The sequence below is a fragment of the Thauera aminoaromatica S2 genome (assembly GCF_000310185.1).
In the GTDB taxonomy this organism is placed as follows: domain Bacteria; phylum Pseudomonadota; class Gammaproteobacteria; order Burkholderiales; family Rhodocyclaceae; genus Thauera; species Thauera aminoaromatica.
Genome location: NZ_AMXD01000014.1, coordinates 23791 through 46281, shown reverse-complemented (window position 1 = coordinate 46281; position 22491 = coordinate 23791). Strand labels below are relative to the sequence as shown.

The following is a 22491-nucleotide window of genomic DNA, read 5'->3' as shown; positions in this document are numbered from 1 at the left end:
CAACAGCACGAGAGCGGCGGCCAGCGCCGCGGCTGCGCGGAGCAGCGCTGCGCGCCGCGGCGAGCCGCGCGGCAGCGCGGAGCGGGTGGCCGGAAAGCGCGGCAGCCTCATCCGTGCCCTTCCGCACCGCGCCCGAGTGCGAGGACCAGCTCGGCCTCGGCGAGGGTGATGCCGCAGCGCACGGCGATCATCTCGGCGTTAAGCCCCTGCCTGGCGAGCACCATGGCTTCGGAGTATTCGGGCGAGCTGGCGACGGACGACGCCTGGGCGTCCAGTTCGTCGCGCAACGCGGCGATGTCCTCCACCAGACGATCGATCTCGGTCTGCTGCAGCGCCACCAGGTCCCGCTGCGCCTGCAGTGCCTGGCGCAGCCGGGAGTTCTCGAGCTCGAGCTCGAAGCGCGCTGCGGCGGCCGCCTCGGCCTCGGCGGCGCCGGAAGAGGCGGCAGGAGCGGAGGTGGGGGCGGAAGGCGCAGCGCCTGCAGGCGCCGCGGAGGAAACGGAGGAAGGCAAGGGTGCATAGGCGAGGAAGTCGTCATCCTCGTCATCTCTCGCGTCGTGGGCTGCCGCGGCCGCCGCCGTCCGCGTCCCCGTGACGGGCTGCGGCCCGACGGCAAGCCCGGACGCCCCTTCGCGCGGCAGGCGCAGCGCGCGCAGGAACTCGAACGCGGCATAGGCCGCCAGCAACAGGGCCAGCGACCACAAGGCCTCACGCATGAGCGGCGATCCTCCACGAGGCACGGTCACCCACGCGGAATCGGCAGCGATCTCGCAGCGGGCGACGGCGGGAGTTCAGGAGAGGGCGCATGAGGGCAACAGAGGCTCGATGCACCGATAATACTTGGCCGCGGCAGCCGCCGCCAAACCCGCCCCGACCGACCATGGAACTCGACCCCGACACCCTGCTCTTCTGGCTCAAGAAGCTGGTCGCAGTGCTCGCGCTGCCACCGGTGCTGCCGCTGCTGCCGATCGTGATCGGCCTGATCACCCTGCGCCGACGGCCTCGGCTCGGCCTGGCGCTCGCGTGGGCGGGCGTGGCGCTGAACCTGCTGCTGATCTTCCCGCCGAGCGTGGGGTGGCTGGTGGCGCGCGTCGAATATCCGCAGATGCTCGATCGCGCGCGGGCGCGCGAGGCGCAGGCGATCGTGGTGCTCGGCGCCGGCAAGCGCACGCACGCGCCCGAGTTCGGCGGCGAGACGGTCAACCGGCTCGCGCTCGAGCGCCTGCGCTACGCTGCCGCGCTCGCACGCGAGACCCGGCTGCCGGTGCTGGTGAGCGGCGGCGCACCGGCCGGCGACACCCCCGAGGCCTACCTGATGGAGGCCTTGCTGCGCGACGAATACGGCGTGCCGCCGCGCTGGGTGGAATCGGCCTCGCGCGACACGCGCGAGAACGCACGTTTCTCGGCGGTTCATCTGCAGGCTGCGGGGGTGAAGCGGATCCTGCTGGTGACCCACGCGATGCACATGGAGCGCGCGCGCCCCGAGTTCGAGGCCGCCGGACTCGACGTGATCCCGGCTCCGACGGCCTGGCTGGGCGGCGGCGACAGCCCCGGCGACGCCCAGCCCCTGCCTTTCGCGCCAAGCCAGAACACCGCCTACGCGGCCTGGTTCGCGCTGCACGAGCTGCTGGGCCGGCTCGCCTACCGCTGGTCGCGCTGAGACCTGCGGGGAGGTCAGAACACGACGACCGCCCCGTCGTACCGCAGGGCGCCGGCAGACCGTCTCGCCGTTCATGAAAAAACCCGCGCCCGTCTCTGAAGGCGGATGCGCGGGCGGGTGCGGTCGCGGATGCGGCAGCCTTCAGCCGCCGAAGTCGTCGAGCATGATGTTCTCGCGCTCGACACCGAGGTCGAGCAGCAGCTTGATCACCGCGGCGTTCATCATCGGGGGACCGCACATGTAGAACTCGCAGTCTTCGGGGGCCGGGTGGTCCTTGAGGTAGTTCTCGTACAGCACGTTGTGGATGAAGCCGGTGTAGCCGGTCCAGTTATCCTCGGGCAGCGGGTCGGAGAGCGCGAGGTGCCACTTGAAGTTGGGGTTCTCGGCAGCGAGCTTGTCAAACTCCTCGACGTAGAAGGCCTCGCGCATCGAGCGCGCGCCGTACCAGAAGCTGATCTTGCGCTTGCTGTGCAGACGCTTGAGCTGGTCAAAGATGTGCGAGCGCATCGGCGCCATGCCCGCGCCGCCGCCGACGAAGACCATCTCGTGGTCGGTGTCGCGCGCGAAAAACTCGCCGAAGGGACCGTACACCGTGACCTTGTCGCCCTTCTTGAGGTTGAACACCCAGGACGACATCTTGCCGGGCGGGACATCGTCGCGCCCCGGCGGGGGCGAAGCCACGCGGATGTTGAACTTCACCACACCCTTTTCGTCGGGGTAGTTCGCCATCGAGTAGGCGCGGATCGTGGTCTCGTCGACCTTGGAGACGAAGCGCCACAGGTTGAACTTGTCCCAGTCGCCGCGGTACTCGTCCTGGATGTCGAAGTCCTTGTAATTGACCACGTGGGGCGGGCACTCGAGCTGCACGTAGCCGCCGGCGCGGAAGTGCACGTCCTCCCCTTCGGGCAGGCGCAGGGTGAGCTCCTTGATGAAGGTGGCGACGTTGGGGTTGGACTCGACGGTGCACTCCCACTTCTTGACCCCGAAGACCTCTTCCGGGACCTCGATCTTCATGTCCTGCTTGACCGGGGTCTGGCAGGACAGACGCCAGCCTTCCTTGGCGTCGCGCTTGGTGAAGTGGGACTCCTCCGTGGGCAGCATCGAGCCGCCGCCTTCCATGACCACGCACTTGCACTGCGCGCAGGTGCCGCCGCCGCCGCAGGCCGAGGGCAGGAAGAGACCGTTGCCGGCGAGCGTCTGCAGCAGCTTGCCGCCGGCGGGGACGACGATCTTCTTCTCGCCGTTGATGTCGATGGTGACGTCGCCCGACGAAACCAGCTTGGAGCGGGCAGCGATGATGAACACGGCCAGTGCGAGCACGATGGCGGTGAACATCCCGATGCCGAGGATGATTTCGGTATTCATCGTTGCACGGTCTCCTTAGAGCTGCACGCCCGAGAACGACATGAAGCCGAGCGACATCAGGCCGATGGTGATGAAGGTGATGCCCAGGCCCTGCAGGCCCTCGGGCACGTCGCTGTACTTGAGCTTCTCGCGGATGCCGGCGAGCAGCGCGATCGCCAGCGCCCAGGATGCGCCCGAGCCCACGCCATACACCGCGCTTTCAGCAAGCGTGTAGTCGCGTTCGACCATGAACAGCGAGCCGGCCATGATCACGCAGTTGACCGTGATCAGCGGCAGGAAGATGCCGAGCGCGTTGTAGAGGCTGGGCATGTACTTGTCGAGCAGCATCTCGAGGATCTGCACGATCGCCGCGATCACGCCGATGTAGGACAGCAGGCCGAGGAAGGACAGGTCGACCTCCGGCAGCCCCGCCCACGCCAGCGCGCCTTCGCGCAGCAGCAGGTTGTACATCAGGTTGTTGGCCGGCACGGTGATCGCCTGCACGACGACGACCGCCACGCCCAGGCCGATCGCGGTCTCGACCTTCTTGGAGATCGCGATGAACGAGCACATGCCGAGGAAGAAGGACAGCGCCATGTTCTCGATGAACACGGAGCGCACGAACAGGCTGATGAGGTGTTCCATTTCAGTAGGCCTCCTTTTCCACGACCTGCGGCGCCATCCGGAAGGCAGGCTTCTCGACCTGCTCCTTCTTCCAGGTGCGCAGGCCCCAGATGATCAGGCCGATCAGGAAGAAGGCCGAGGGCGGCAGCAGCAGCAGCCCGTTGGGCACGTACCAGCCGCCGTCCTTGGCGAGCGCGATGATCTCGATGCCGAACAGCTTGCCGGCACCGAAGAGCTCGCGGATCACGCCGAGCGTGATCAGCATCGCGCTGTAGCCGAGACCGTTGCCGATGCCGTCCATGAAGGACAGCAGCGGCGGGTTCTGCATCGCGAAGGCTTCCGCACGGCCCATCACGATGCAGTTGGTGATGATCAGGCCGACGAACACCGAAAGCTGCTTGGACAGGCTGAAGGCGTAGGCGCGCAGGAGCTGGTCCACCACGATGACCAGCGAGGCGATGATCACCATCTGCACGATCATGCGGATCGAGCTCGGGATCTGGCTGCGGATCATCGAGATGAACATGCTCGAGCACGCCGTCACCAGGGTCAGTGCGATCGACATCACGACCGCGGTCTTGAGGTTGGAGGTGACCGCGAGCGCCGAGCAGATGCCGAGGATCTGCAGCGCGATCGGGTTGTTGTTGAGGATGGGGTTGAGGAGGACTTCCTTGACGGTGGGCTTGGACATGATCAGACCCCCTGGGTGCGGAGTTTGGCGAGATAGGGGCCAAAGCCCTGTTCGCCGAGCCAGAACTGGAGCAGCCGGTCGACGCCGTTGCTGGTCAGCGTGGCACCGGCGAGGCCGTCGACCTGGTGCTTCGCGTCGGGGCTGGCCGGATCGACCCCGCCCTTGACGATGTGGATCGCGGGCTTGCCTTGCGCGTCGAACAGCACCTTGCCGGGCCACAGCGCCTTCCACTTCGGGTTGTCGACCTCGCCGCCGAGGCCCGGTGTCTCGGCGTGCTGGTAGAAGCCGAGGCCGACCACGGTGTTGAGGTCGCCCTTCAAGGCGACGAAGCCATGCAGCGTGGACCACAGGCCGTAGCCGCGCACCGGCAGGATCAGCGATTCGAGCTTGCCGTCCTTCTCCACCATGTAGACCGTGGTGAAGCGCTCGCGGCGCTTGATCAGCGCGATGTCTTCCTCGCCGTCGAGGGCGTCGGAGAGCTTGGGATCGCGCGCAGCCTTGAGCGGGTCGAAAAGCTGGGCATCGTGGGCGTCGGTGTATTCGCCGGTCTGCAGATCGACCACGCGCGCCTTGATGCGCCCGGCGAAGAGATCCTTGACCTCGCGCGAAGACATCTCGGCATCGCCCAGGCCGGCAATCGAAAGGATGCTGCGCTGCTTGTCGAGCAGGCGGTTTTCCACCTGCACCGGCTTCAGCGACACCGCCGCGCCGGCGACGAAGACCGAGCTCACCAGACTGACCGCGAGCGCCACCATCAGCGTTCGGCTTGTGGATTCTCTATTGGACATTGCGCGCAAGCCTCCGCTTGATGTTGGCCGTGACCACGAAGTGGTCGATCAGCGGCGCACAAAGGTTGCCGAACAGGATGGCGAGCATGATGCCTTCGGGGAAGGCGGGGTTCACCACGCGCACCAGCACGGTCATGATCCCCACCACCGCACCGAAGATCCATTTGCCGGTGTTGGTCATCGAGGCCGACACCGGATCGGTGGCCATGAACATCATGCCGAAGGCGAAGCCGCCCATCACCAGGTGCCAGTGCCAGGGCACGGCGAACATCGGGTTGGTGTCGGAGCCGATCGCGTTGAACATCAGGCTGGTGGCGACCATGCCCAGCATGACGCCGGAGACGATGCGCCACGAGGCGATCTTCATCACCAGCAGCACCGCACCGCCGATCAGGATGGCGAGCGTGCTGGTCTCGCCGATCGAGCCGTGCACCGTACCGAGGAAGGCGCGCATCCAGTCGATGCCCGCGCCGGTCACCGCCTCGATGCCGCCGGCGGCGCCGAGCGACAACATGGTGGCGCCGGTGAAGCCGTCGACCGCGGTCCACACCGCGTCGCCCGACATCTGCGCCGGGTAGGCGAAATACAGGAAGGCGCGGCCGGCGAGCGCCGGGTTGAGGAAGTTCTTGCCGGTGCCGCCAAAGACTTCCTTCGCGATCACCACACCGAAGCTGATGCCCAGCGCCACCTGCCAGAGCGGGGTGTCGGGCGGCAGGGTGAGCGCGAACAGCACCGAGGTGACGAAGAAGCCCTCGTTGACCTCATGCTTGCGGATCGAGGCGAACAGCACCTCCCAGAAGCCGCCGACGATGAAGGTCGTCAGGTAGATCGGCAGGAAGTAGGTCGCCCCGTGCAGGAAGTTGGCCCACAGGCTCGCGGGATCGAGCCCGGCCAGCGCGCTGGTGAGCGCGATGCGCCAGCCTTCCTGCGCGGCCATCAGCTCGGGGCTGCCGGCGAGGATGGTGTTGGCCTGGTAGCCGACGTTCCACATGCCGAAGAACATCGCCGGGAAGGTGCACAGCCACACCGTGATCATCATGCGCTTGAGGTCGAGACCATCGCGCACATGGGCGGTGTTGCGGGTGACCAGGGGCGGCTTGTAGAGCGCGGTGTCCACGGCCTCGTACAAGGCGTAGTACTTCTCGTACTTGCCGCCCTTCTCGAAATGATGCTCGATGCTGTCGAGCCAGGAGCGCAGACTCATGCTCAACCCTCCTTCTCGATGCGGGTCAGGTTGTCCCGCAGGATGGGACCGTATTCGTACTTGCCCGCGCACACGTAGGAACACAGCGCGAGGTCTTCCTCGTCCAGCTCGAGACAGCCGAGCTTCTGCGCCATGTCGGTGTCGCCCACGATGAGCGCGCGCAGCAATTGCGTGGGCAGGATGTCGAGCGGCATCACCTCTTCGTAGTTCCCGATCGGCACCATCGCGCGCGGCGAGCCGTTGGTCGAGGTGGTGAAGTCGAACAGCCTGCCCGGCGAGAGCTTGGAGATGTAGAGGTTCATCACCGAGTGCTTGTTCGCCCCGGCGCGCAGGTAGTGCAGCATCTCGCGCTCGGAGCCTTCTTCCAGGCAGGACACCTGCAGGTGGTAGCGCCCGAGGAAGGCGCAGGCTCCGCGCGAGGTCCGCCCGCCGAACACCGAGCCGGAGATCACGCGCACCTTCTTGCCGGTCTTCAGTTCGCCGGCGACGAGCTCGTCGAGGTTGGCGCCGAGGCGGGTGCGCACGAGGCGCGGCTTCGCGGCCATGGGGCCGGCGATCGACACCACGCGCTCGGTCCACAGGCGGCCGGTGGAGAAGAGCTTGCCGATCGCGATCGCGTCCTGGTAGTTGAGCGACCACACCGACTTCTCGGCATGCACCGGATCGAGGAAATGGATGTGCGTGCCGGCGAGGCCGGCCGGATGCGGGCCGGCGAAGGTCTCGGTGCGCACGTCGGCCAGCCCGGAACAGGGCATCCGGGTCCCATCGGCGTGGCACACGACGACCGGCGCGATGCGCGCGAGCACACGCACGCCGCGAGCGAAGTCGTCCGTGTGCTCGGCGATCACTACGGTCGGGTCGGCGGCGAGCGGATGGGTGTCGATCGCGGTGACGAAGATCGAGTGCGGATTCGCGTCGATCGCCGGCACCTTGCTGAAGGGCCGCGCGCGTAGTGCGGTCCACAGTCCGGAGTCGATCAGCTTGCTGCGCACCGTCGCGTCGTCGAGCCTGTCGAGTTCGGCGTCCGTGTAGCGCGTGAATTCGACCGCATCATCGCCGTCGAGGTCGATCACCACCGACTGCAGCACGCGCTGCTCGCCGCGATGGATGGCGCTGACGGTGCCGGCACCCGGCGCGGTGAAGACCACACCGGGCGTTTTCTTGTCGGAGAACAGGACCTGGCCGAGCTTCACCCGGTCACCGACCTGCACCGCCATGGTCGGTTTCATGCCGTGATAGTCGAAGCCGACGACGGCCACGCTGCGCACCGGCCTGCCGGCCTCGATGCGCTGCTCGGGCGCGCCGGCGATGGGCAGGTCCAGACCGCGTTTGATTCTGATCATGCGCTTCTCGCCCGTTGATTCCACTGGAGGCACGGGCGCCGTCAACGCATCCGGGAGCGCCAGGCGTCCGGACGCCGGAGGCGGTCCCGCGTCGATAAACGCGCGGATTATAAAAGATTGTTACCAGACGATCACGCCGGGGAATACCCGAAGGCAGCGAACTAGGTGAAATCCACAATACGCCGAGCGCGCCATCAACCGGCCAAGAAATTCCGTTCGCATGAGAATGCTGCAAATGGGATGCGCTCCCGAAGCACGCGAGGCGCCCTCCAAAACGACAGCTCACGCTCAGCATGGTAGAAGCTCGGCGCAAGGGAAGTCGGGGATGGACTTCCCGTGCGCCGGTCACGCTCACACGCGCTCGAACACCCCCGCCGCACCCATGCCGGTGCCGATGCACATGCTGATCATGCCGTAGCGCAGGCCGGGGTCGCGCTGCATCGCCGCCATCAGGGTGGCGGTGCGGATCGCGCCGGTGGCACCGAGCGGGTGGCCGAGGGCGATCGCCCCACCGAGCGGGTTGACCTTCGCCGGATCCATCCCGAGCTGGCGCATCACCGCCAGCGCCTGCGCGGCGAAGGCCTCGTTGAGCTCGGTCCAGCCGATGTCGGCCAGCGCCACGCCGGCACGCGCAAGCGCACGCGGGATGGCCTCGACGGGGCCGATCCCCATGACCTCGGGCGGCACGCCGGCGACCGCGAAGCTGGAAAAGCGCGCGATCGGGGTCACGTCGTAGCGCTTTAACGCGGTCTCGCTCATCAGCAGCACCGCCGCGGCGCCGTCGGACATCTGCGAGCTGTTGCCCGCGGTCACCGAGCCGCGTGCGGCGAACACCGGCTTGAGCTTGCCGAGCCTGTCGGCAGCGGCGTCCGGACGCGGGCCCTCGTCGTGCTCGACCAGGCGCTCGGTGATGCGCACCGTGCCGTCGACACCCGGGGCATAGGACTTCACCGCATAGGGCAGGATCTCGTCCGCGAACTGGCCGGCGGCGATCGCGGCGCAGGCGCGCCGGTGCGACTCGACGGCGAACGCATCCTGGTCCTCGCGGCTCACCTTCCACTGCTGCGCGACCTTCTCGGCGGTGAGGCCCATGCCGTAGGCGATGGAGAGGTTCTCGGCACGCGCGAAGATCTCGGGGTTGAGGCTGACCTTGTTGCCCATGATCTGCGGCATCGCGCTCATGCTCTCGGTGCCGGCGGCGATCATCACGTCCGCCTCGCCGAGGCGGATGCGGCTGGCGGCATCGGCCACGGCCTGCAGGCCGGAGGCGCAGAAGCGGTTGATGGTGATGCCCGGCACGCTGTCGGGCAGCCCGGCCAGCAGCAGGCCGATGCGTGCCACGTTCATGCCCTGCTCGGCCTCGGGCATCGCGCACCCGGTGACGACGTCGCCGATCTCGCGCGCGTCGAGATTCGGCACCTTGGCGACCACCTCGCGCAGCACCCTGGCCAGCAGGTCGTCGGGGCGCACGGCGCGGAAGGCACCGTTGCGCTTGGCGACCGGCGTGCGCACCGCGGCGACGATGTAGGCGTCCTGGATCTGTTTGCTCATTGTCTGTTCTCCCTCAGTTGCGCAGGGGCTTGCCGGTTTCCAGCATGTGCGCGATGCGCTGCTGGGTCTTCTCGGTCTTGAGCAGTTCGACGAACTGCGCGCGTTCGACCTCGAGGATCCACTGCTCGCTCACGCGGCGGTTGGTGTCGACCTCGCCACCGCACAGCGCGGTGGCTGCGGCCTTGGCGACGCGGTAATCGTGCGCCGAGATGAAACCGCCCTCGGCCATGTTCACCAGCATCATTTCGCAGGTCGCGATGCCGTTGCGTCCGGCCACGGTGACCGCCGGATTGACCAGCGCCGGCCGCCAGGCCGACTCGGCCAGCGCGCGCGCGCGGCGGATCGCGGCGTAGAGGATCTCGTTGGCGTTGAAGAGGATGTCGTCGCCGGTGCGGCCGAAGCCGAGCTGCACCGCCTCCTGCGCGCTCTTCGCCACGGTGGCCATGGCGATGGTCTGGAAGGCGTTCTGGATGTAAGGGAAGACGTCGCCCCCGGCCGCGCGCTGCGCCAGCGCATGCGCCTGCAGGGCGAACTCCTTGCTGCCGCCGCCCGCCGGGATCAGGCCCACGCCCGCCTCGACCAGGCCGACGTAGCTCTCGAGCGCGAACACCCGATGCGCCGCGTGCATCACGAACTCGCAGCCGCCGCCCAGCGCCATGCCCTGCACCGCGGCCACGACGGGAACCTGCGCGTGCTTGATCGTCATCGAGGTGCGCTGGAACTTGGCCACCATCCTTTCCAGCAGCTCGAACTGCCCGGCACGGCAGGCCTCGCCCACCTGCTGCAGGTTGGCGCCGACCGCGAAGGGCGCCGGCTGCCAGATCACCAGGCCGTCGAGATCCGTCTCGGCGCGCGCGATGGCCTCGAGGAGGCCATCCATGACCTCCTCGCCCACCGCGTGCATCTTCGAGGTGATCGACACGATGCCGATGCGCGCGTCCTGGTCGGCGCGCCGCCACAGGCGTACGCCGGCGTTCTCCCACAGTGTCTCGCCGCGATCGTCCGGCGCCTCGCCGAGCACGCGGTCGGGGTAGAGCTGGCGCTGGTACACCGGCAGCGCGGAGCGCGGCTTGAGCGAGTCCTCGGCCGCGCTGTAGGAGCCGGCCGGCGCATGCACGCCGTCGCGCTCGAACACCCAGGCCGGCAGCGGCACCGCGGACATGGCGCGGCCATGCGCGATGTCGTCGCGGATCATTTCGGCGACTGCCCTCCAGCCCGCAGCCTGCCAGGTCTCGAACGGCCCCTGCGCCCAGCCGAAGCCCCAGCGCATCGCGAGGTCGATGTCGCGCGCGCTGTCTGCGATGTCGCCCAGATGCACCGCGCAGTAGTGGAACACGTCGCGAAAGATCGACCACAGGAACTGCGCCTGCGGATGAGGGTGCGCGGCGAGCTGGGCGAACTTCTCCGCCGGGTTCTTGAGCTTGAGGATCTCGGCCACCTCGGGGAGCACCTCGCCGCCGCTCTCGCGGTAGTCCTGCAGATGCAGGTCCAGCACCTGGATCTGCCTGCCCTGCTTGCGGTAGATGCCGCATTTGGTCTTCTGGCCGAGCGCGCCCTTGGCGATCAGCGCCTGCAGCCACTCGGGCGTCCTGAAGTGCGCGCACCAGGGGTCGTCGGGCAGCGTCGCCTGCATGGTGCCGAGCACATGCACCAGGGTGTCGAGGCCAACCACGTCGGCGGTGCGGAAGGTGGCGCTCTTCGGACGGCCGATGCGCGGGCCGGTGAGCAGGTCCACCTCGTCGAAGGCCAGCCCGAGGCGGGCGGTGTGGTGCAGCACGGCGAGGATGGAGAACACGCCGACGCGGTTGGCGACGAAGTTGGGCGTGTCCTTGGCACGCACGATGCTCTTGCCCAGGTGCGTGGTCAGCCAGGCCTCGAGGCCGTCAAGCAGCGCCGCGTCGGTGGCGGCAATGGGGATCAGCTCCACCAGCGGCATGTAGCGCGGCGGGTTGAAGAAGTGGATGCCGCAGAACTGGCTGCGGCGATCGGCCGGCATGCCCGTGGCGAGCGCCTCGATCGACAGTCCGGAGGTGTTGGAGGCGAAGATCGCCCCCGCCTTCAGGTGCGGCGCGACCTTGGCGTAGAGGTCGAGCTTCCACTCCATCTTCTCGGCGATCGCCTCGATCACGAGGTCGCACTCGCCCAGGCGGGCGAGGTCGCTGCCGTAGTTGGCGGCCTCGACGTACTGCGCGCGGTCCTTGGCGGCGAAGGGCGCGGGGTCGAGCTTCTTCATGCCGGCGAGCGCCTTGTCGACGACGCCGTTGGCCGGGCCTTCTTTGGCCGGCAGATCGAACAGGATCACCGGCACGTCGGCGTTGGCGCAATGGGCGGCAATCTGCGCCCCCATGACACCGGCGCCCAGGACGGCGACTTTACGGATGATGAGACGGCTCATGCGGTTCTCCTGACAGGACACGGCCGGACCACCCGGCCCGGCCGCGCCCTACTCGGCGAGTCAGAAATTGTGGTTGTACTGAACAGAAAGGAGATCGGCGCTCACGTCGAACTTGCCTTTGATCTGCTGGATGGGCGTACTGCCGTTGTAGACGATGCGCTCGGTCGGCCCTTCCTTGAAGAAGATGTGTGCATAACCGACGTCGATCGATGCGTTCTTGTTCAGCGTGTAACGCGCACCCAGCGCCAGCCAGGTGCGATCCGTATCAGGCAGGGTCATCGTGCGATCAGCCGCCGAACGAACAGGCGCCTCGTCGAATGCGACGCCAGCCCTGAGCTTCCACAGGTTGTTCATCTGGTAGCCGACACCCAGACCGACACGCCAGGTGTCCTTAAAGTGATAGGGCAACTCGGGGTTCGTACCACCACGGACCTTGATGGATTCGATGGAGCTCCAGCCAGTCCACGTCAGGTCGGCGAGCAACTCGAGTTTCGAATCGACGGCATGGTGCATGCCAAACGAGAACTGATCGGGAGTCTTCAGCTTGGCTTTCACGTCGAAGGTGCGAACGCCGGAAATCTCCTGAGTCCCTTTCAGATCGAAACTGAGTTCCGAGCGATAAGTGACGCCGACGCGAGTCGCAGGTGTCGCTTGAATCATCAGGCCAGCATTCCAGCCGAACGCGGTGTCGTCTCCCTTGATGGTGACGGGGACGCCAATCGGAAAGCCTCCGGCAAGGGGCGCCATTTGTTTGAATTCGGTTTCGTTCTTGGCGAAATTGAGACCGAATCCCAAGGCGACCATGTCATTCACGCGGTAGGCGATCGACGGATTGATGTTGATCTGTTTGATCTCGGCAAAATACCCGGAGAAGCGCCCGATGAAATTCCGGTCGAACTCGGTCTTGTTGCCGAAGGTCGGCCCAACGCCCAGACCAACGGCCAGATCGGGACTGACCGCATACGACCAGTAAGCCGCCGGCACGATCGCGAGACTGCCGCCATCGCCACCGTCGCTACCCAGAGCAAAGCGCCCCAAGGGAGCCGTTCCACGATCGGAAAACTCCACGCTTCGGTCGAGGAAAGTGACGGCACCGGTAATGTTGTGCCCCTTGGGCAACAGCAGCATCCCTGCCGGATTGAAATAGACGGTCGAAGCATCTTCGGCCGCAGCGGACGCGCCAGCAAAGGCGTTCCCCGTCCCCGCACCGTTCTGGTTCTGCAGTGCGAAACCCGCAGCCATGGCGTTGCCGCCCGCGAGTGCGAGCGTTGCGCCAAGGATGTTGATCGCAAGTTTGTTCATCTGCATGAGTCGTCTCCTCGCCTTGTCGTCGATTACGGGGTAGCCCCGCGTTGGTCAAAAACTGAGTCCCGAACCGGACCGCTCCAGTTCGGATACCGAATGTCGTCGGCGGGGAATCCGGTCCGCGTCGCGGACACTGCCTGCCACGACGACACTTGCTCTTCCCCGAAGCCTCGGCCTATTCGGGCCGCCCTTTTACCTTGCAGCAGTGCAGCGGCCCGCCGGTATGCGGTGCGAACCCGGTGCCGAAGATCACGCCGGCATCGGCGAGATCCGCATCGCCCACCACGCCGAGCTCCACGCAGCGCCGCGTGGCCGCCAGCAGCGGCGCGAGCACGCGCTCGGCGAGCCCGGCGGGGATGGGCGGTGGCGGCGCGGGCCTGCGCTTGCGCCAAAGTCCACCCTTGCGTTCGTCCTCGTCGCCGGCCTTGACCGCCTTGCCATCCACCCAGCGGTAATAGCCTTCGCCGCTCTTGCGTCCGAGCTTGCCTTCACCGACCAGCTTCAGCAGCCGCGCCGGCGGCTCGGCGCCTTCGCCCGCCAGGGCCTTGCCCGCGGCCACGGCGATGTCCAGGCCCACGGTGTCGACCAGCTCGACCGGCCCCATCGGCATGCCGAAGGCGACCAGCGCGGCGTCCACCATCTCGGGCGCGACGCCTTCCTCCACGCAGCGCAGGGCTTCGAGCATGTAGGGGCCGAGCACGGAGTTGACCAGGAAGCCGGGCGCGCTCTTCACCGGCAATGGCAGCTTGTCGATGCGGCGCACGAAGCCGGTGGCGCGGCGCAGCACCTCGGCGTCGGTGGCCTCGCCCTGCACCACCTCGACCAGCGGCAGCATCGGCACCGGGTTGAAGAAGTGGATGCCGACCAGGCGCGACGGGTCCTTCAAGGCCGTGGCGATGTCTTCCAGGCGCAGGCTGGAGGTGTTGGTGGCGAGCACCGCGTCGGGCTTCGCACGCGCCTCGAGCTCGGCAAACAGGCTGCGCTTGACCTCGAGGTTCTCGAAGATGGCCTCGATGATCACGTCGGCGCGCGCCGCGCCCTCGCCCTTGGGGTCGGGGATCAGGCGGTCGAGGGTGAAGCGCACCTGTCGGGCGTCGCCCTTGTGGCGGCGCTCGAACAATTTGGCGGCGCGGGCGATCGCGGGCGCGATGCGCTCGACCGACTGGTCCTGCAGCGTCACCGTCATGCCGCGCAGCGCGCACACCGCGGCGATGTCGCCGCCCATCACGCCGGCGCCGACCACATGCACATGGCGCGGCGTGAAGTCGCTGTCCTTGCCGAAGGCCTTCAGGCGCTCCTGCAGGTGGAAGACGCGCACCAGGTTGCGCGCGGTGGGCGAACTGAAGATGGTGTCGAGCGAGGAGCGATCGCCCGCCGGAACGTCGAGCGCGTTGCCGCCGTGTCTTTCCCAGATATCGACGATCGCGAAGGGCGCCGGATAGTTTTCGCGCCCGACCTTGCGCGCCGCCTGGGCGCGCGCCTTGTCGGCGACCTTGGCGCGCGCGGGGCCGTTCATCGCCCAGCGCAGCGCGCGCTCCTTGAACGGCAGGGGCTTCTTCGCCACGCCGGACAGCGCCAGGATGCGCGCGGCGGACTCCATGACCCGCGGCGGAACGCAGTCGTCGGCGAGGCCGAGGCGTTTCGCCTTCTTCGCATCGACGCTCTTGCCGGTCAGCATCAGGTCGAGGGCCGCCGCAGGGCCGATCAGCGCGGGCAGGCGCAGCATGCCGCCCCAGCCGGGGACGATGCCGAGCATGACCTCGGGCAAGGCGAGTTTCGTACCCGGCTCGTCGACCACGATGCGATGGCGGCAGGCGAGCGCGAGTTCCAGACCGCCTCCCATGCAATGGCCGCGGATCAGTGCCAGCGTCGGGTAGGACACCGCGGCGAGGCGGTTGAACAGCAGCCAGCCGCGCTCGACCAGCATGCGCGCGGCGAGCACCGAATCCAGCCGCGAGAACTCCTCGATGTCCGCCCCGGCGATGAAGCCGGCCGGCTTGGCCGAGGCGATCACCAGCGCCTTGGGTGGCACGGCGTCGAGCACGTCGAGCACGCCGGCGAACTCGGCGAGTACATCGGCGGACAGCACGTTCGCGCTCGCCTCCGCCTTGTCCAGATCCAGCCAGGCCAGGCCGGTCTCCTCACGGCGCAGGCGCCAGTGTTTCCAGTCTTGTTGCATGTTCGCGCTCATAACACGGTCTCCACCAGCATCGCCCCGCCCTGCCCGCCGCCGATGCAGATCGACGCCAGACCGCGCCCGCCGCCCTTGCGGCGCAGCACTTCGAGCAGGTGAAGCACGATGCGCGCACCGCTCGCCCCGACCGGGTGGCCGAGCGCGACCGCGCCGCCATCCACGTTCAGCCGCGCGGCATCGGGCGCACCCGGCGCATCGACGCCGAAGTGCGTGCGGCAATAGTCGTCGTCCGCGAAGGCACGCAGGCAGGCGATGACCTGGGCGGCGAAGGCCTCGTTGAGCTCCCAGGCGTCAAGGTCGTCGGGGGCGAGACCGTGGCGCTGCAGGATCGGCATCGTGGCGTGCACCGGACCGAGCCCCATCTGGTCGGGCGCGAGACCCGCCCATTGGCTGTCGACAATGCGCCCGAGCGGCTGCAGCCCGTGGCGCTCGACCGCCTCCTGCGAGGCCAGCACCAGCCAGGCGGCGCCGTCGGTGATCTGCGAGCTGTTGCCCGGGGTGACACGGCCGTATTTCCTGTCGAAGAAGGGCTTCAGCTTGGCCAGGTTGGCCATAGAGGAGTCGCGCCGCACGCCGTCGTCGGCCGCGTAGACCTGGCCGTCGCGGTCGATCAGCGGGACGATCTCTTCGGCGTAGTGCCCGGCGTCCTGGCCCGCGCACACGCGGCGGTGGCTCTCGACGGCGAAGGCGTCCATGTCCTCGCGCGTGATGCCGAACTTCCACGCCAGGTTCTCGCCGGTCTGTCCCATCAGCTGGCCGACGATCGGGTCGGTGAGGCCCTTCATGATGCCGATCACCGGGGCAAGATGGCCGAGGCGGAAGGTCCTGAGCATGGCCAGCCTGTCGCCGGTGCTGCGCGCCGCATACCAGCCGGCGAGCCAGCGCACCATCTTTTCGGAGAACAGCAACGGCGCGTGCGAGAGTGCATCGACGCCGCCGGCGAGCACGAGCTGGCTGCGGCCGCACTGGAGGTTGGCGATCGCGGAGTCGATCGCCTGCATGCCCGAGGCGCAGTTGCGCATCACCGTCCACCCCGGCACCTTGTTGCCGCACCCCAGGCGCAGCGCGACCACGCGGCCGATGTTGACCTCGTCCGCGGAGGGGCTGGCGCAGCCGAGGATGACCTCGTCGAGCTGGTCGGGCGCGAAGGGCTGACGCATCAGCAGCGCACTGCCCGCCGCGGTGGCGAGATCGGACGCGGTGAAGGGGCCGGGCGCGTTCTTCGCCTTCAGGAAGGGCGTGCGTGCGCCATCGACGATGTAGATCGGCTTTGGCACCGGGCTACCTTCCTTTTTCCCTGCGGGACGCGAGCGCTTCCCGTCGGAATGCCGTGCGGTCGCGTTCATGCGCTCACCTGTTGCGCCGGCGAGCGCTCGGGCATGGCCCGGACGGCAGCACCGAGGTCGAGGTCGTAGGGGAAGTCGTCGACGCGGATCACCTTGTTGCGGAGTTGATTGCGGCGCTCGACCAGAGCGAACTCGCGCTCGTCGATCACGCCCGCGTGCAGGGCAACGCGCCAGATCTCGTCCACATCGCCGGAAGCGAGGTTCCTCGGATCGAAACGCCCTTGGCGACGCGCGTCCTTCAGCTTGGCCTCGACCGGCTCGGCGGCGATGGTGGCGGCGAGCGCGGCTTCGAGCGCGCCGACCGGCTCCTCGATGTCGGTGGGCAGATGCACGTCGGAGGTCAGGCGGTCGCGCGTCGGCGAGGGCTCGAGCAGCAGCGCGGCGACCTTGTGGCCGAGCCTGTCCGAGGGCACGACGTAGGGGCGGCCGAGCGGGAACACCACGACGCGGCGCAGCACGAAGGCGAAGAGTTTGTTGGGGAAGTTCGCGATCACCCCCTCGAAGGCCTGCTGGATGCGGAACATGCAGTCCCAGATCGCCCAGTGCATCAGCGGCGCGTCGGCGCCATGGCGGCCTTCGGACTCGAAGCGCTTGAGCGTGGCGCTGGCAAGGTACATCAGCGACAGGATGTCGCCGAGGCGGGCGGAGAGCTTCTCCTTGCGCTTGAGCGCGCCGCCCATGGTGCCCATCGAGAGGTCGGCGATGAAGGCGAAGGCGGCCGAGAAGCGGGTGAGCTGCTGGTAATAGCGCCGCGTCTCGGGCGCCACGTCGCCGGGCACCTTGACGAAGTGCGAACCGGTGAGGCCCATGATCAGCGCGCGCGCGGCGTTCGACACGGTAAAGCCGACGTGGCCCCACAGCGCCTTGTCGAAGGCCTTCATGTCGCCCTTCTGCGCGGAATGCATCTCGGCGAGCACGTAGGGATGGCAGCGGATCGCGCCCTGACCGAACAGGATCAGGCTGCGGGTGAGGATGTTGGCGCCTTCCACGGTGATGCCGACCGGGATCTGCTGGTAGGCGCGACCGAGGAAGTTCTGCGGGCCGAGGCAGATGCCCTTGCCGCCGATCACGTCCATGCCGTCGTTGACCGTCTGGCGGGCGCGCTCGGTGACGTGGTACTTGACGATCGCCGACACCACCGAGGGCTTCTCGCCGAGGTCGATCGCGCCGGCGGTCATCACACGCGCCGCGTCGCTCAGGTAGGTGTTGGCGCCGATGCGGGTGAGCGCCTCTTCCACGCCCTCGAAGCGGCCGATCGCGGTCTTGAACTGGTAGCGCACGCGGGCATAGGCGCCGACGGCGCGCGCCACCATCTTCTGCATGCCGGTGTTCGAGCCGGGCAACGAGATGCTGCGCCCGGCCGCCAGGCACTCCATCAGCATGCGCCAGCCCTGGCCCGCCATCTTCGGCCCGCCGATGATGAAATCGAGCGGCACGAACACGTCCTTGCCGCGCACCGGGCCGTTCATCCACACCGCGTTGAGGGGGAAGTGGCGACGACCGATGTCCACGCCGGGATGGTCGTGCGGGATGAGCGCGCAGGTGATGCCGAGCACTTCGTCACCACCGAGCAGGCGCTCAGGGTCGTGAAGATGGAAGGCCAGCCCGAACACGGTGCACACCGGGGCGAGCGTGATGTAGCGCTTGTCGAAATTGACCCGCATGCCGAGCACTTCCTCGCCGTTCCACATGCCCTTGCACACCACGCCGGCGTCGGGGATGGAGGCGGCGTCCGAGCCCGCCCATGGACTGGTGAGCGCGAAGGCCGGAATCTCCTGGCCGGTAGCCAGGCGCGGAAGGTAGTGCCGCTTCTGCTCGGGCGTGCCGTAGTGCAGCAGCAACTCGGCCGGGCCGAGCGAGTTCGGCACCATGACGGTGACCGCCGGCGCCGACGAGCGCGTAGACAGCTTGGTCACCACCTGGGAGTGCGCATAGGCCGAGAAGCCCTTGCCGCCATATTCCTTGGGAATGATCATGCCGAGGAAGCCCTTGGCCTTGATGTACCGCCAGACTTCGGCGGGCATGTCGCCGTGCCGGGTGCATTCCCAGTCATGGGTCAGGCGGCAGAGCTCGTCGGTCTCGTTGTCGAGGAAGGCTTGCTCCTCGGCGCTCAGCGTCGGCCAGGGATAGGCCTGCAGCTTCTTCCAGTCCGGCTTGCCGGCGAAGAGCTCGCCTTCCCACCACACCGTGCCGGCTTCCAGCGCGTCCTTCTCGGTCTGCGACATGGTGGGCAGGGTGGCGCGGAAGGCGCCGAAGATGCGCGAAGTCAGCCACTTCATGCGCAGCGAATCGACCAGGAAGACGCTCAGCACGCCGGCGAACACCGCCATCGCGAACAGCGTCAGCCAGAAACCCCAGCCGGCGGCGATGCCCACCGCCAGCAGCCAGGCCAACCCCGCCCCGAGCCAGGCAAAAAGTGGCGCTCGCCCGTAGGCGAGCGCACCTGCCAAGGGAGGGAGGGAAAACAGCAGAATCCAGGTCATCATCTTCATCTCCTCTTGCCGGCGCGCCGGAGGGCGTACCGTTCGAAATCGTCGTCAGCCTTGCAGACCACTGTCGGGCAGGGGCGCACGCAGGCCGCCGAGCAGGAAACTCATCAGGCGCGGCAGCAGCCGGGCGGGATCCTCGTCCTGCGGCCCCACTTCCATCAATTCGCTCAATCCGCCGAGTCCGGCGATCGCAAAGGCCATCGCACCGATCATGAAGTGGAAGCGCCACAGGATCTCTGCGCGCGGCACCTCGGGCAGGGCGCGGAAGAGCGCGCCAAGGAAGCGATCCATCACCTCGGCGTACTCCTCTGCGAGGAACTGGCGCACGAAGGCGTTGGGCTCATTGTAGGTACGCGCGAGCAGGCGCATGAAGGTGCGCCCGCCGTGCTCGGTGTCGGCGGCGAGTTCCAGCGCGGTGCCGAAGAAGGCCTCGACGATGCGGCTGGGCTTGAGCGGGGCTCCCGCGGCCTCGGCCTCCAGGCGGTCGAGTTCGTCGAGGCGGCGCGCGTTGAGGGCGGCGAGACGGCGGCGGAAGACCTCCTGCACCAGCGCGTCCTTGCCGCCGAAGTGGTAATTGATCGCGGCGAGGTTGGCGTTCGCTGCGCCGGTGATCATGCGCATCGAAGTGCCGTCGAAGCCGTTCTCCACGAAAAGGCGCTCGGCTGCATCGAGGATGCGGTCGCGGGTGTCGTTGGTCGGCGCGGGCGGGGTCGAAGTCATCGAGATCAGCATGTTTCAAACGTTTGTTTGAATCATACGTTTTCTTTATCGCCTGTCAAGCCGGGCTGATTCTGGAGCCTGCCGTTTGACTCGCAGCAGGGCTGCGCAACAGAATCGGGCGCCTTCCACGCACCGGCAGACCTCCGATGAGACGCGCCCCCTCCGCCGCCCTGCCCGCCCCCGCCACCGGCGAGCGCCACGACTGGCAGACGCTCAAGAGCCTGTTCCCCTTCATCTGGGCCTACAAGGGCCGGGTGCTCTTTGCGCTCGCCTGCCTGGTCGCGGCCAAGGGCGCCAACGTGTCAGTGCCGATCGTCTTCAAGCACCTGATCGACGGCCTCACGATCACGCCCGAGCAGGCCTTCATCGTGGTGCCGGCGGCGCTGCTGCTGGCCTATGGCGCGCTGCGCTTCTCCACCTCGCTGCTGACCGAACTGCGCGAGGTGGTGTTCGCACGCGTGACCCAGCAGGCGGTGCGCGAGATCTCGCTGCGCGTGTTCCGCCACCTGCACGCGCTGTCGCTGCGTTTCCACCTCGAACGCCAGACCGGCGGGCTCACGCGCGACATCGAGCGCGGCACGCGCTCGATCGGCTCGCTGATCAGCTACACGCTGTACTCCATCCTGCCCACGCTGATCGAGATCGGCATGGTGATCGGCATCCTGCTGGTCAACTACGACGCGGTGTTCGCGCTCATCACGCTGAGCGCGCTCACCATGTACATCGTGTTCACGGTGAAGGTGACGAACTGGCGCACCGCGCTGCGGCGCGAGGCGAACGAACTCGATTCCGCCGCCAACGCGCGCGCGATCGACAGCCTGATCAACTACGAGACGGTGAAGTATTTCAACAACGAAGAGTTCGAGGCCCGGCGCTACGACGAGCAATTGCAGAAGTGGACCAAGGCCCAGGTCACCAACCAGTACTCGCTGTCGGCGCTGAACGTCGGCCAGGCGGCGATCATCGCGGTCGCGGTGACGGCGATGATGTGGCAGGCGGCCGATCGCGTGGCCAGCGGCGAGATGACGATCGGCGACATCGTGCTGGTCAACGCCTTCATGATCCAGCTCTACATCCCGCTCAACTTCCTCGGCGTGCTCTACCGCGAGATCCGCCAATCGCTCACCGACATCGAGCGCATGTTCGGCCTCATGCACACGCACCGCGAGATCGCCGACGCCCCCGACGCCCGCACCCTGCCCACCGGGCCGGCGAGCGTGCGCTTCGAGAACGTCAGCTTCGCCTACGATGCCAAGCGCCCGATCCTCTTCGACGTCGATTTCGACATCCCCGCCGGCAGCACGGTGGCGGTGGTCGGCCACTCCGGCTCGGGCAAATCCACGCTCGCCCGCCTGCTGTATCGCTTCTACGACGTGCAAGGCGGGGCGCTGCGCATCAACGGCCACGACCTGCGCAGCCTGACCCAGGACAGCCTGCGCGCGGCGATCGGAATCGTCCCGCAGGACACGGTGCTGTTCAACGACACGCTGTACTACAACATCCACTACGGCCGCCCCGGCGCCAGCCGCGAGGAGGTCGAGGCCGCCGCGCGCGCCGCACAGCTGGAGGACTTCATCCGCCAGCTGCCCGAGGGCTACGAGACCCGGGTCGGCGAGCGCGGCCTGAAGCTCTCCGGCGGCGAGAAGCAGCGCGTGGCGATCGCACGCGCGCTATTGAAAAATCCGGCGATCCTGATTTTCGACGAAGCCACCTCGGCGCTCGACTCCCGGACTGAGAAGGCCATCCAGGCGCAGATCGAGTTGGCAGCAGAGGGGCGTACCGCGCTGGTAATCGCGCACCGGCTGTCGACGATCATGAACGCCGACGAGATCATCGTGCTGGACAAGGGCCGCATCGTCGAGCGCGGCCGCCACGCTCCGCTGCTGGCGCAGGGTGGCGCCTATGCGCAGATGTGGCTGCTGCAGCAGCAAGAGGAAGGCGCCGGCGAGGCCGCGTAAACGCGAACCGGCCGGCGCGCACGGATGCGGACCGGCCGGTGGATCGAACAGGGGCGCTCAGGCAGCGCGTGCGCGACGCCTGCGCAAACCCGCGACCCCGGCGAGCGCCAGACCGGCGAGGGCGAGCGTGCCGGGCTCCGGCACGGGGGCGCCGCCACCGTTGGTGGTCTTCACGGTACCGCTCACGGTGGCGATCTTGACGTAGTCGTAAGTCGCATTCGTGGTCTCACGAAGATTTACGCCCGTGCCAGCAGCGAAATTACCCGCGCCAATCAGCCAGAAGCTGGAGTAGGTGTTCGCGAAGGTGCCCGAGGTGGTCCCGAGACTGCGTTCCGTTGTGCCGATACCGCCGAGGTTGCTGACCAGTGTCCAGCCCCGGCTGGCGAGCGTCTTGAAATCACCCCCATCAAGGGCTGCACTCGCGGAACCGCTACCGGTGTACGCCATGACGAACACGTCCGAGTCCGTCTGCGTCCAGCCCGCCTTGACCGACTCGAGTCGCACCTGCTGATTGAAGCCGAGTAGCGCGACCTCGTAGCCATTGTAGTTGTCAAGGGAGTGCTGTCCGTCACTCGACGACTCCCCACCGATACCGATCCCGTTTCCGCTCCAGAAGTCGACGGAGGTGCTGTAGATGTCGGTGGTGTTGCTACCCGACTTCCAGCCGGTCACCAGCGGATTGTTGGCTGAAGAGTCGGTCAACGTCCAGGTCGCGGCCGAAACGGAAAGGGAGCAGAAGGCAAGGCTGCCGGCAAGCGCGGCCCGAAGGATCGATGGATTCATGATTTTTCTCGTTTCACTGCGGTATTCTCTACTCAGCAAAGAATATGCCTGTTTTTTGAATAAACATTAAATCAATGCCTTGCGAAAATTCACCGG

General features: G+C 67.4%; 17 protein-coding genes. 2 read left to right on the top strand and 15 right to left on the bottom strand.

Annotated features, from left to right (window positions below; genetic code table 11):
* Positions 1–107 precede the first annotated feature (107 nt).
* Positions 108–716 (bottom strand): DUF2802 domain-containing protein, encoded by a 609-nt coding sequence (locus tag C665_RS04270; protein WP_004300947.1) that lies wholly within the window; start codon positions 714–716, stop codon positions 108–110.
* A gap of 164 nt (positions 717–880) precedes the next feature.
* On the opposite strand from C665_RS04270, the gene C665_RS04265 reads away from it, so the two are divergent.
* A complete protein-coding gene (locus C665_RS04265) occupies positions 881–1660 on the top strand; it encodes a YdcF family protein (protein ID WP_004300946.1) in 780 nt (259 codons plus the stop codon).
* 141 nt (positions 1661–1801) lie between these two features.
* Here C665_RS04265 and nqrF read toward each other — a convergent pair whose 3' ends face one another.
* From nqrF to C665_RS04200, 13 genes are all read right to left on the bottom strand, one after another.
* Positions 1802–3025: an NADH:ubiquinone reductase (Na(+)-transporting) subunit F gene (gene nqrF, locus C665_RS04260; protein ID WP_004300944.1), complete on the bottom strand. Its 1224-nt coding sequence runs from the start codon at positions 3023–3025 to the stop codon at positions 1802–1804.
* 15 nt (positions 3026–3040) lie between these two features.
* Positions 3041–3649, bottom strand: a complete 609-nt coding sequence (gene nqrE / locus C665_RS04255) for an NADH:ubiquinone reductase (Na(+)-transporting) subunit E (RefSeq protein WP_004300942.1) — start codon at positions 3647–3649, stop codon at positions 3041–3043.
* 1 nt (position 3650) lies between these two features.
* Complete coding sequence (locus C665_RS04250; protein WP_004300940.1) at positions 3651–4319, bottom strand: NADH:ubiquinone reductase (Na(+)-transporting) subunit D; 669 nt, start codon at positions 4317–4319, stop codon at positions 3651–3653.
* Positions 4320–4321: 2 nt separating this feature from the next.
* Positions 4322–5107, bottom strand: coding sequence for a Na(+)-translocating NADH-quinone reductase subunit C (locus tag C665_RS04245; RefSeq protein ID WP_012584651.1), 786 nt, complete (start codon positions 5105–5107; stop codon positions 4322–4324).
* The gene (locus tag C665_RS04240) at positions 5097–6311 is read right to left on the bottom strand and encodes an NADH:ubiquinone reductase (Na(+)-transporting) subunit B (protein ID WP_004300936.1); all 1215 of its coding nucleotides are present in this window, start codon (positions 6309–6311) and stop codon (positions 5097–5099) included. Before C665_RS04240 ends, C665_RS04245 begins: the two co-directional genes overlap by 11 nt.
* A 2-nt stretch (positions 6312–6313) precedes the next feature.
* Positions 6314–7654 (bottom strand): Na(+)-translocating NADH-quinone reductase subunit A, encoded by a 1341-nt coding sequence (locus C665_RS04235; protein ID WP_004300934.1) that lies wholly within the window; start codon positions 7652–7654, stop codon positions 6314–6316.
* A gap of 351 nt (positions 7655–8005) precedes the next feature.
* On the bottom strand, positions 8006–9205 hold the full coding sequence (locus tag C665_RS04230) for an acetyl-CoA C-acyltransferase (protein WP_004300932.1): 1200 nt from the start codon (positions 9203–9205) through the stop codon (positions 8006–8008).
* A 13-nt stretch (positions 9206–9218) separates the two neighbouring features.
* Positions 9219–11600, bottom strand: a complete 2382-nt coding sequence (locus C665_RS04225) for a 3-hydroxyacyl-CoA dehydrogenase/enoyl-CoA hydratase family protein (RefSeq protein WP_004300931.1) — start codon at positions 11598–11600, stop codon at positions 9219–9221.
* 60 nt (positions 11601–11660) lie between these two features.
* Positions 11661–12908 (bottom strand): OmpP1/FadL family transporter, encoded by a 1248-nt coding sequence (locus tag C665_RS04220; RefSeq protein ID WP_004300929.1) that lies wholly within the window; start codon positions 12906–12908, stop codon positions 11661–11663.
* A gap of 172 nt (positions 12909–13080) precedes the next feature.
* Entirely contained in the window at positions 13081–15096 is a 2016-nt protein-coding gene (locus tag C665_RS04215; protein ID WP_004300927.1) for a 3-hydroxyacyl-CoA dehydrogenase NAD-binding domain-containing protein, read from the bottom strand.
* A complete protein-coding gene (locus C665_RS04210) occupies positions 15093–16376 on the bottom strand; it encodes an acetyl-CoA C-acetyltransferase (RefSeq protein WP_004300924.1) in 1284 nt (427 codons plus the stop codon). Before C665_RS04210 ends, C665_RS04215 begins: the two co-directional genes overlap by 4 nt.
* 65 nt (positions 16377–16441) lie before the next feature.
* A complete protein-coding gene (locus C665_RS04205) occupies positions 16442–18928 on the bottom strand; it encodes an acyl-CoA dehydrogenase (protein WP_040828542.1) in 2487 nt (828 codons plus the stop codon).
* 54 nt (positions 18929–18982) lie between these two features.
* Positions 18983–19666, bottom strand: coding sequence for a TetR/AcrR family transcriptional regulator (locus tag C665_RS04200; protein ID WP_004300921.1), 684 nt, complete (start codon positions 19664–19666; stop codon positions 18983–18985).
* 134 nt (positions 19667–19800) lie between these two features.
* Here C665_RS04200 and C665_RS04195 point away from each other — a divergent pair, with 134 nt between their 5' ends.
* Positions 19801–21612, top strand: coding sequence for an ABCB family ABC transporter ATP-binding protein/permease (locus C665_RS04195; protein WP_004300920.1), 1812 nt, complete (start codon positions 19801–19803; stop codon positions 21610–21612).
* A gap of 57 nt (positions 21613–21669) precedes the next feature.
* Here the strand turns inward: C665_RS04195 and xdp1 are convergent, their stop codons facing one another.
* Complete coding sequence (xdp1, locus tag C665_RS04190; protein WP_004300916.1) at positions 21670–22395, bottom strand: exosortase-dependent surface protein XDP1; 726 nt, start codon at positions 22393–22395, stop codon at positions 21670–21672.
* Positions 22396–22491 lie beyond the last annotated feature (96 nt).

What these genes read in the sequence shown, in the direction of transcription:
- C665_RS04270 (WP_004300947.1), bottom strand. Translation starts at nt 716, where the DNA reads ATGCGTGAGGCCTTGTGGTCGCTGGCCCTGTTGCTGGCGGCCTATGCC.
- C665_RS04265 (WP_004300946.1), top strand. Translation starts at nt 881, where the DNA reads ATGGAACTCGACCCCGACACCCTGCTCTTCTGGCTCAAGAAGCTGGTC.
- nqrF (WP_004300944.1), bottom strand. Translation starts at nt 3,025, where the DNA reads ATGAATACCGAAATCATCCTCGGCATCGGGATGTTCACCGCCATCGTG.
- nqrE (WP_004300942.1), bottom strand. Translation starts at nt 3,649, where the DNA reads ATGGAACACCTCATCAGCCTGTTCGTGCGCTCCGTGTTCATCGAGAAC.
- C665_RS04250 (WP_004300940.1), bottom strand. Translation starts at nt 4,319, where the DNA reads ATGTCCAAGCCCACCGTCAAGGAAGTCCTCCTCAACCCCATCCTCAAC.
- C665_RS04245 (WP_012584651.1), bottom strand. Translation starts at nt 5,107, where the DNA reads ATGTCCAATAGAGAATCCACAAGCCGAACGCTGATGGTGGCGCTCGCG.
- C665_RS04240 (WP_004300936.1), bottom strand. Translation starts at nt 6,311, where the DNA reads ATGAGTCTGCGCTCCTGGCTCGACAGCATCGAGCATCATTTCGAGAAG.
- C665_RS04235 (WP_004300934.1), bottom strand. Translation starts at nt 7,654, where the DNA reads ATGATCAGAATCAAACGCGGTCTGGACCTGCCCATCGCCGGCGCGCCC.
- C665_RS04230 (WP_004300932.1), bottom strand. Translation starts at nt 9,205, where the DNA reads ATGAGCAAACAGATCCAGGACGCCTACATCGTCGCCGCGGTGCGCACG.
- C665_RS04225 (WP_004300931.1), bottom strand. Translation starts at nt 11,600, where the DNA reads ATGAGCCGTCTCATCATCCGTAAAGTCGCCGTCCTGGGCGCCGGTGTC.
- C665_RS04220 (WP_004300929.1), bottom strand. Translation starts at nt 12,908, where the DNA reads ATGCAGATGAACAAACTTGCGATCAACATCCTTGGCGCAACGCTCGCA.
- C665_RS04215 (WP_004300927.1), bottom strand. Translation starts at nt 15,096, where the DNA reads ATGAGCGCGAACATGCAACAAGACTGGAAACACTGGCGCCTGCGCCGT.
- C665_RS04205 (WP_040828542.1), bottom strand. Translation starts at nt 18,928, where the DNA reads ATGACCTGGATTCTGCTGTTTTCCCTCCCTCCCTTGGCAGGTGCGCTC.
- C665_RS04200 (WP_004300921.1), bottom strand. Translation starts at nt 19,666, where the DNA reads ATGCTGATCTCGATGACTTCGACCCCGCCCGCGCCGACCAACGACACC.
- C665_RS04195 (WP_004300920.1), top strand. Translation starts at nt 19,801, where the DNA reads ATGAGACGCGCCCCCTCCGCCGCCCTGCCCGCCCCCGCCACCGGCGAG.
- xdp1 (WP_004300916.1), bottom strand. Translation starts at nt 22,395, where the DNA reads ATGAATCCATCGATCCTTCGGGCCGCGCTTGCCGGCAGCCTTGCCTTC.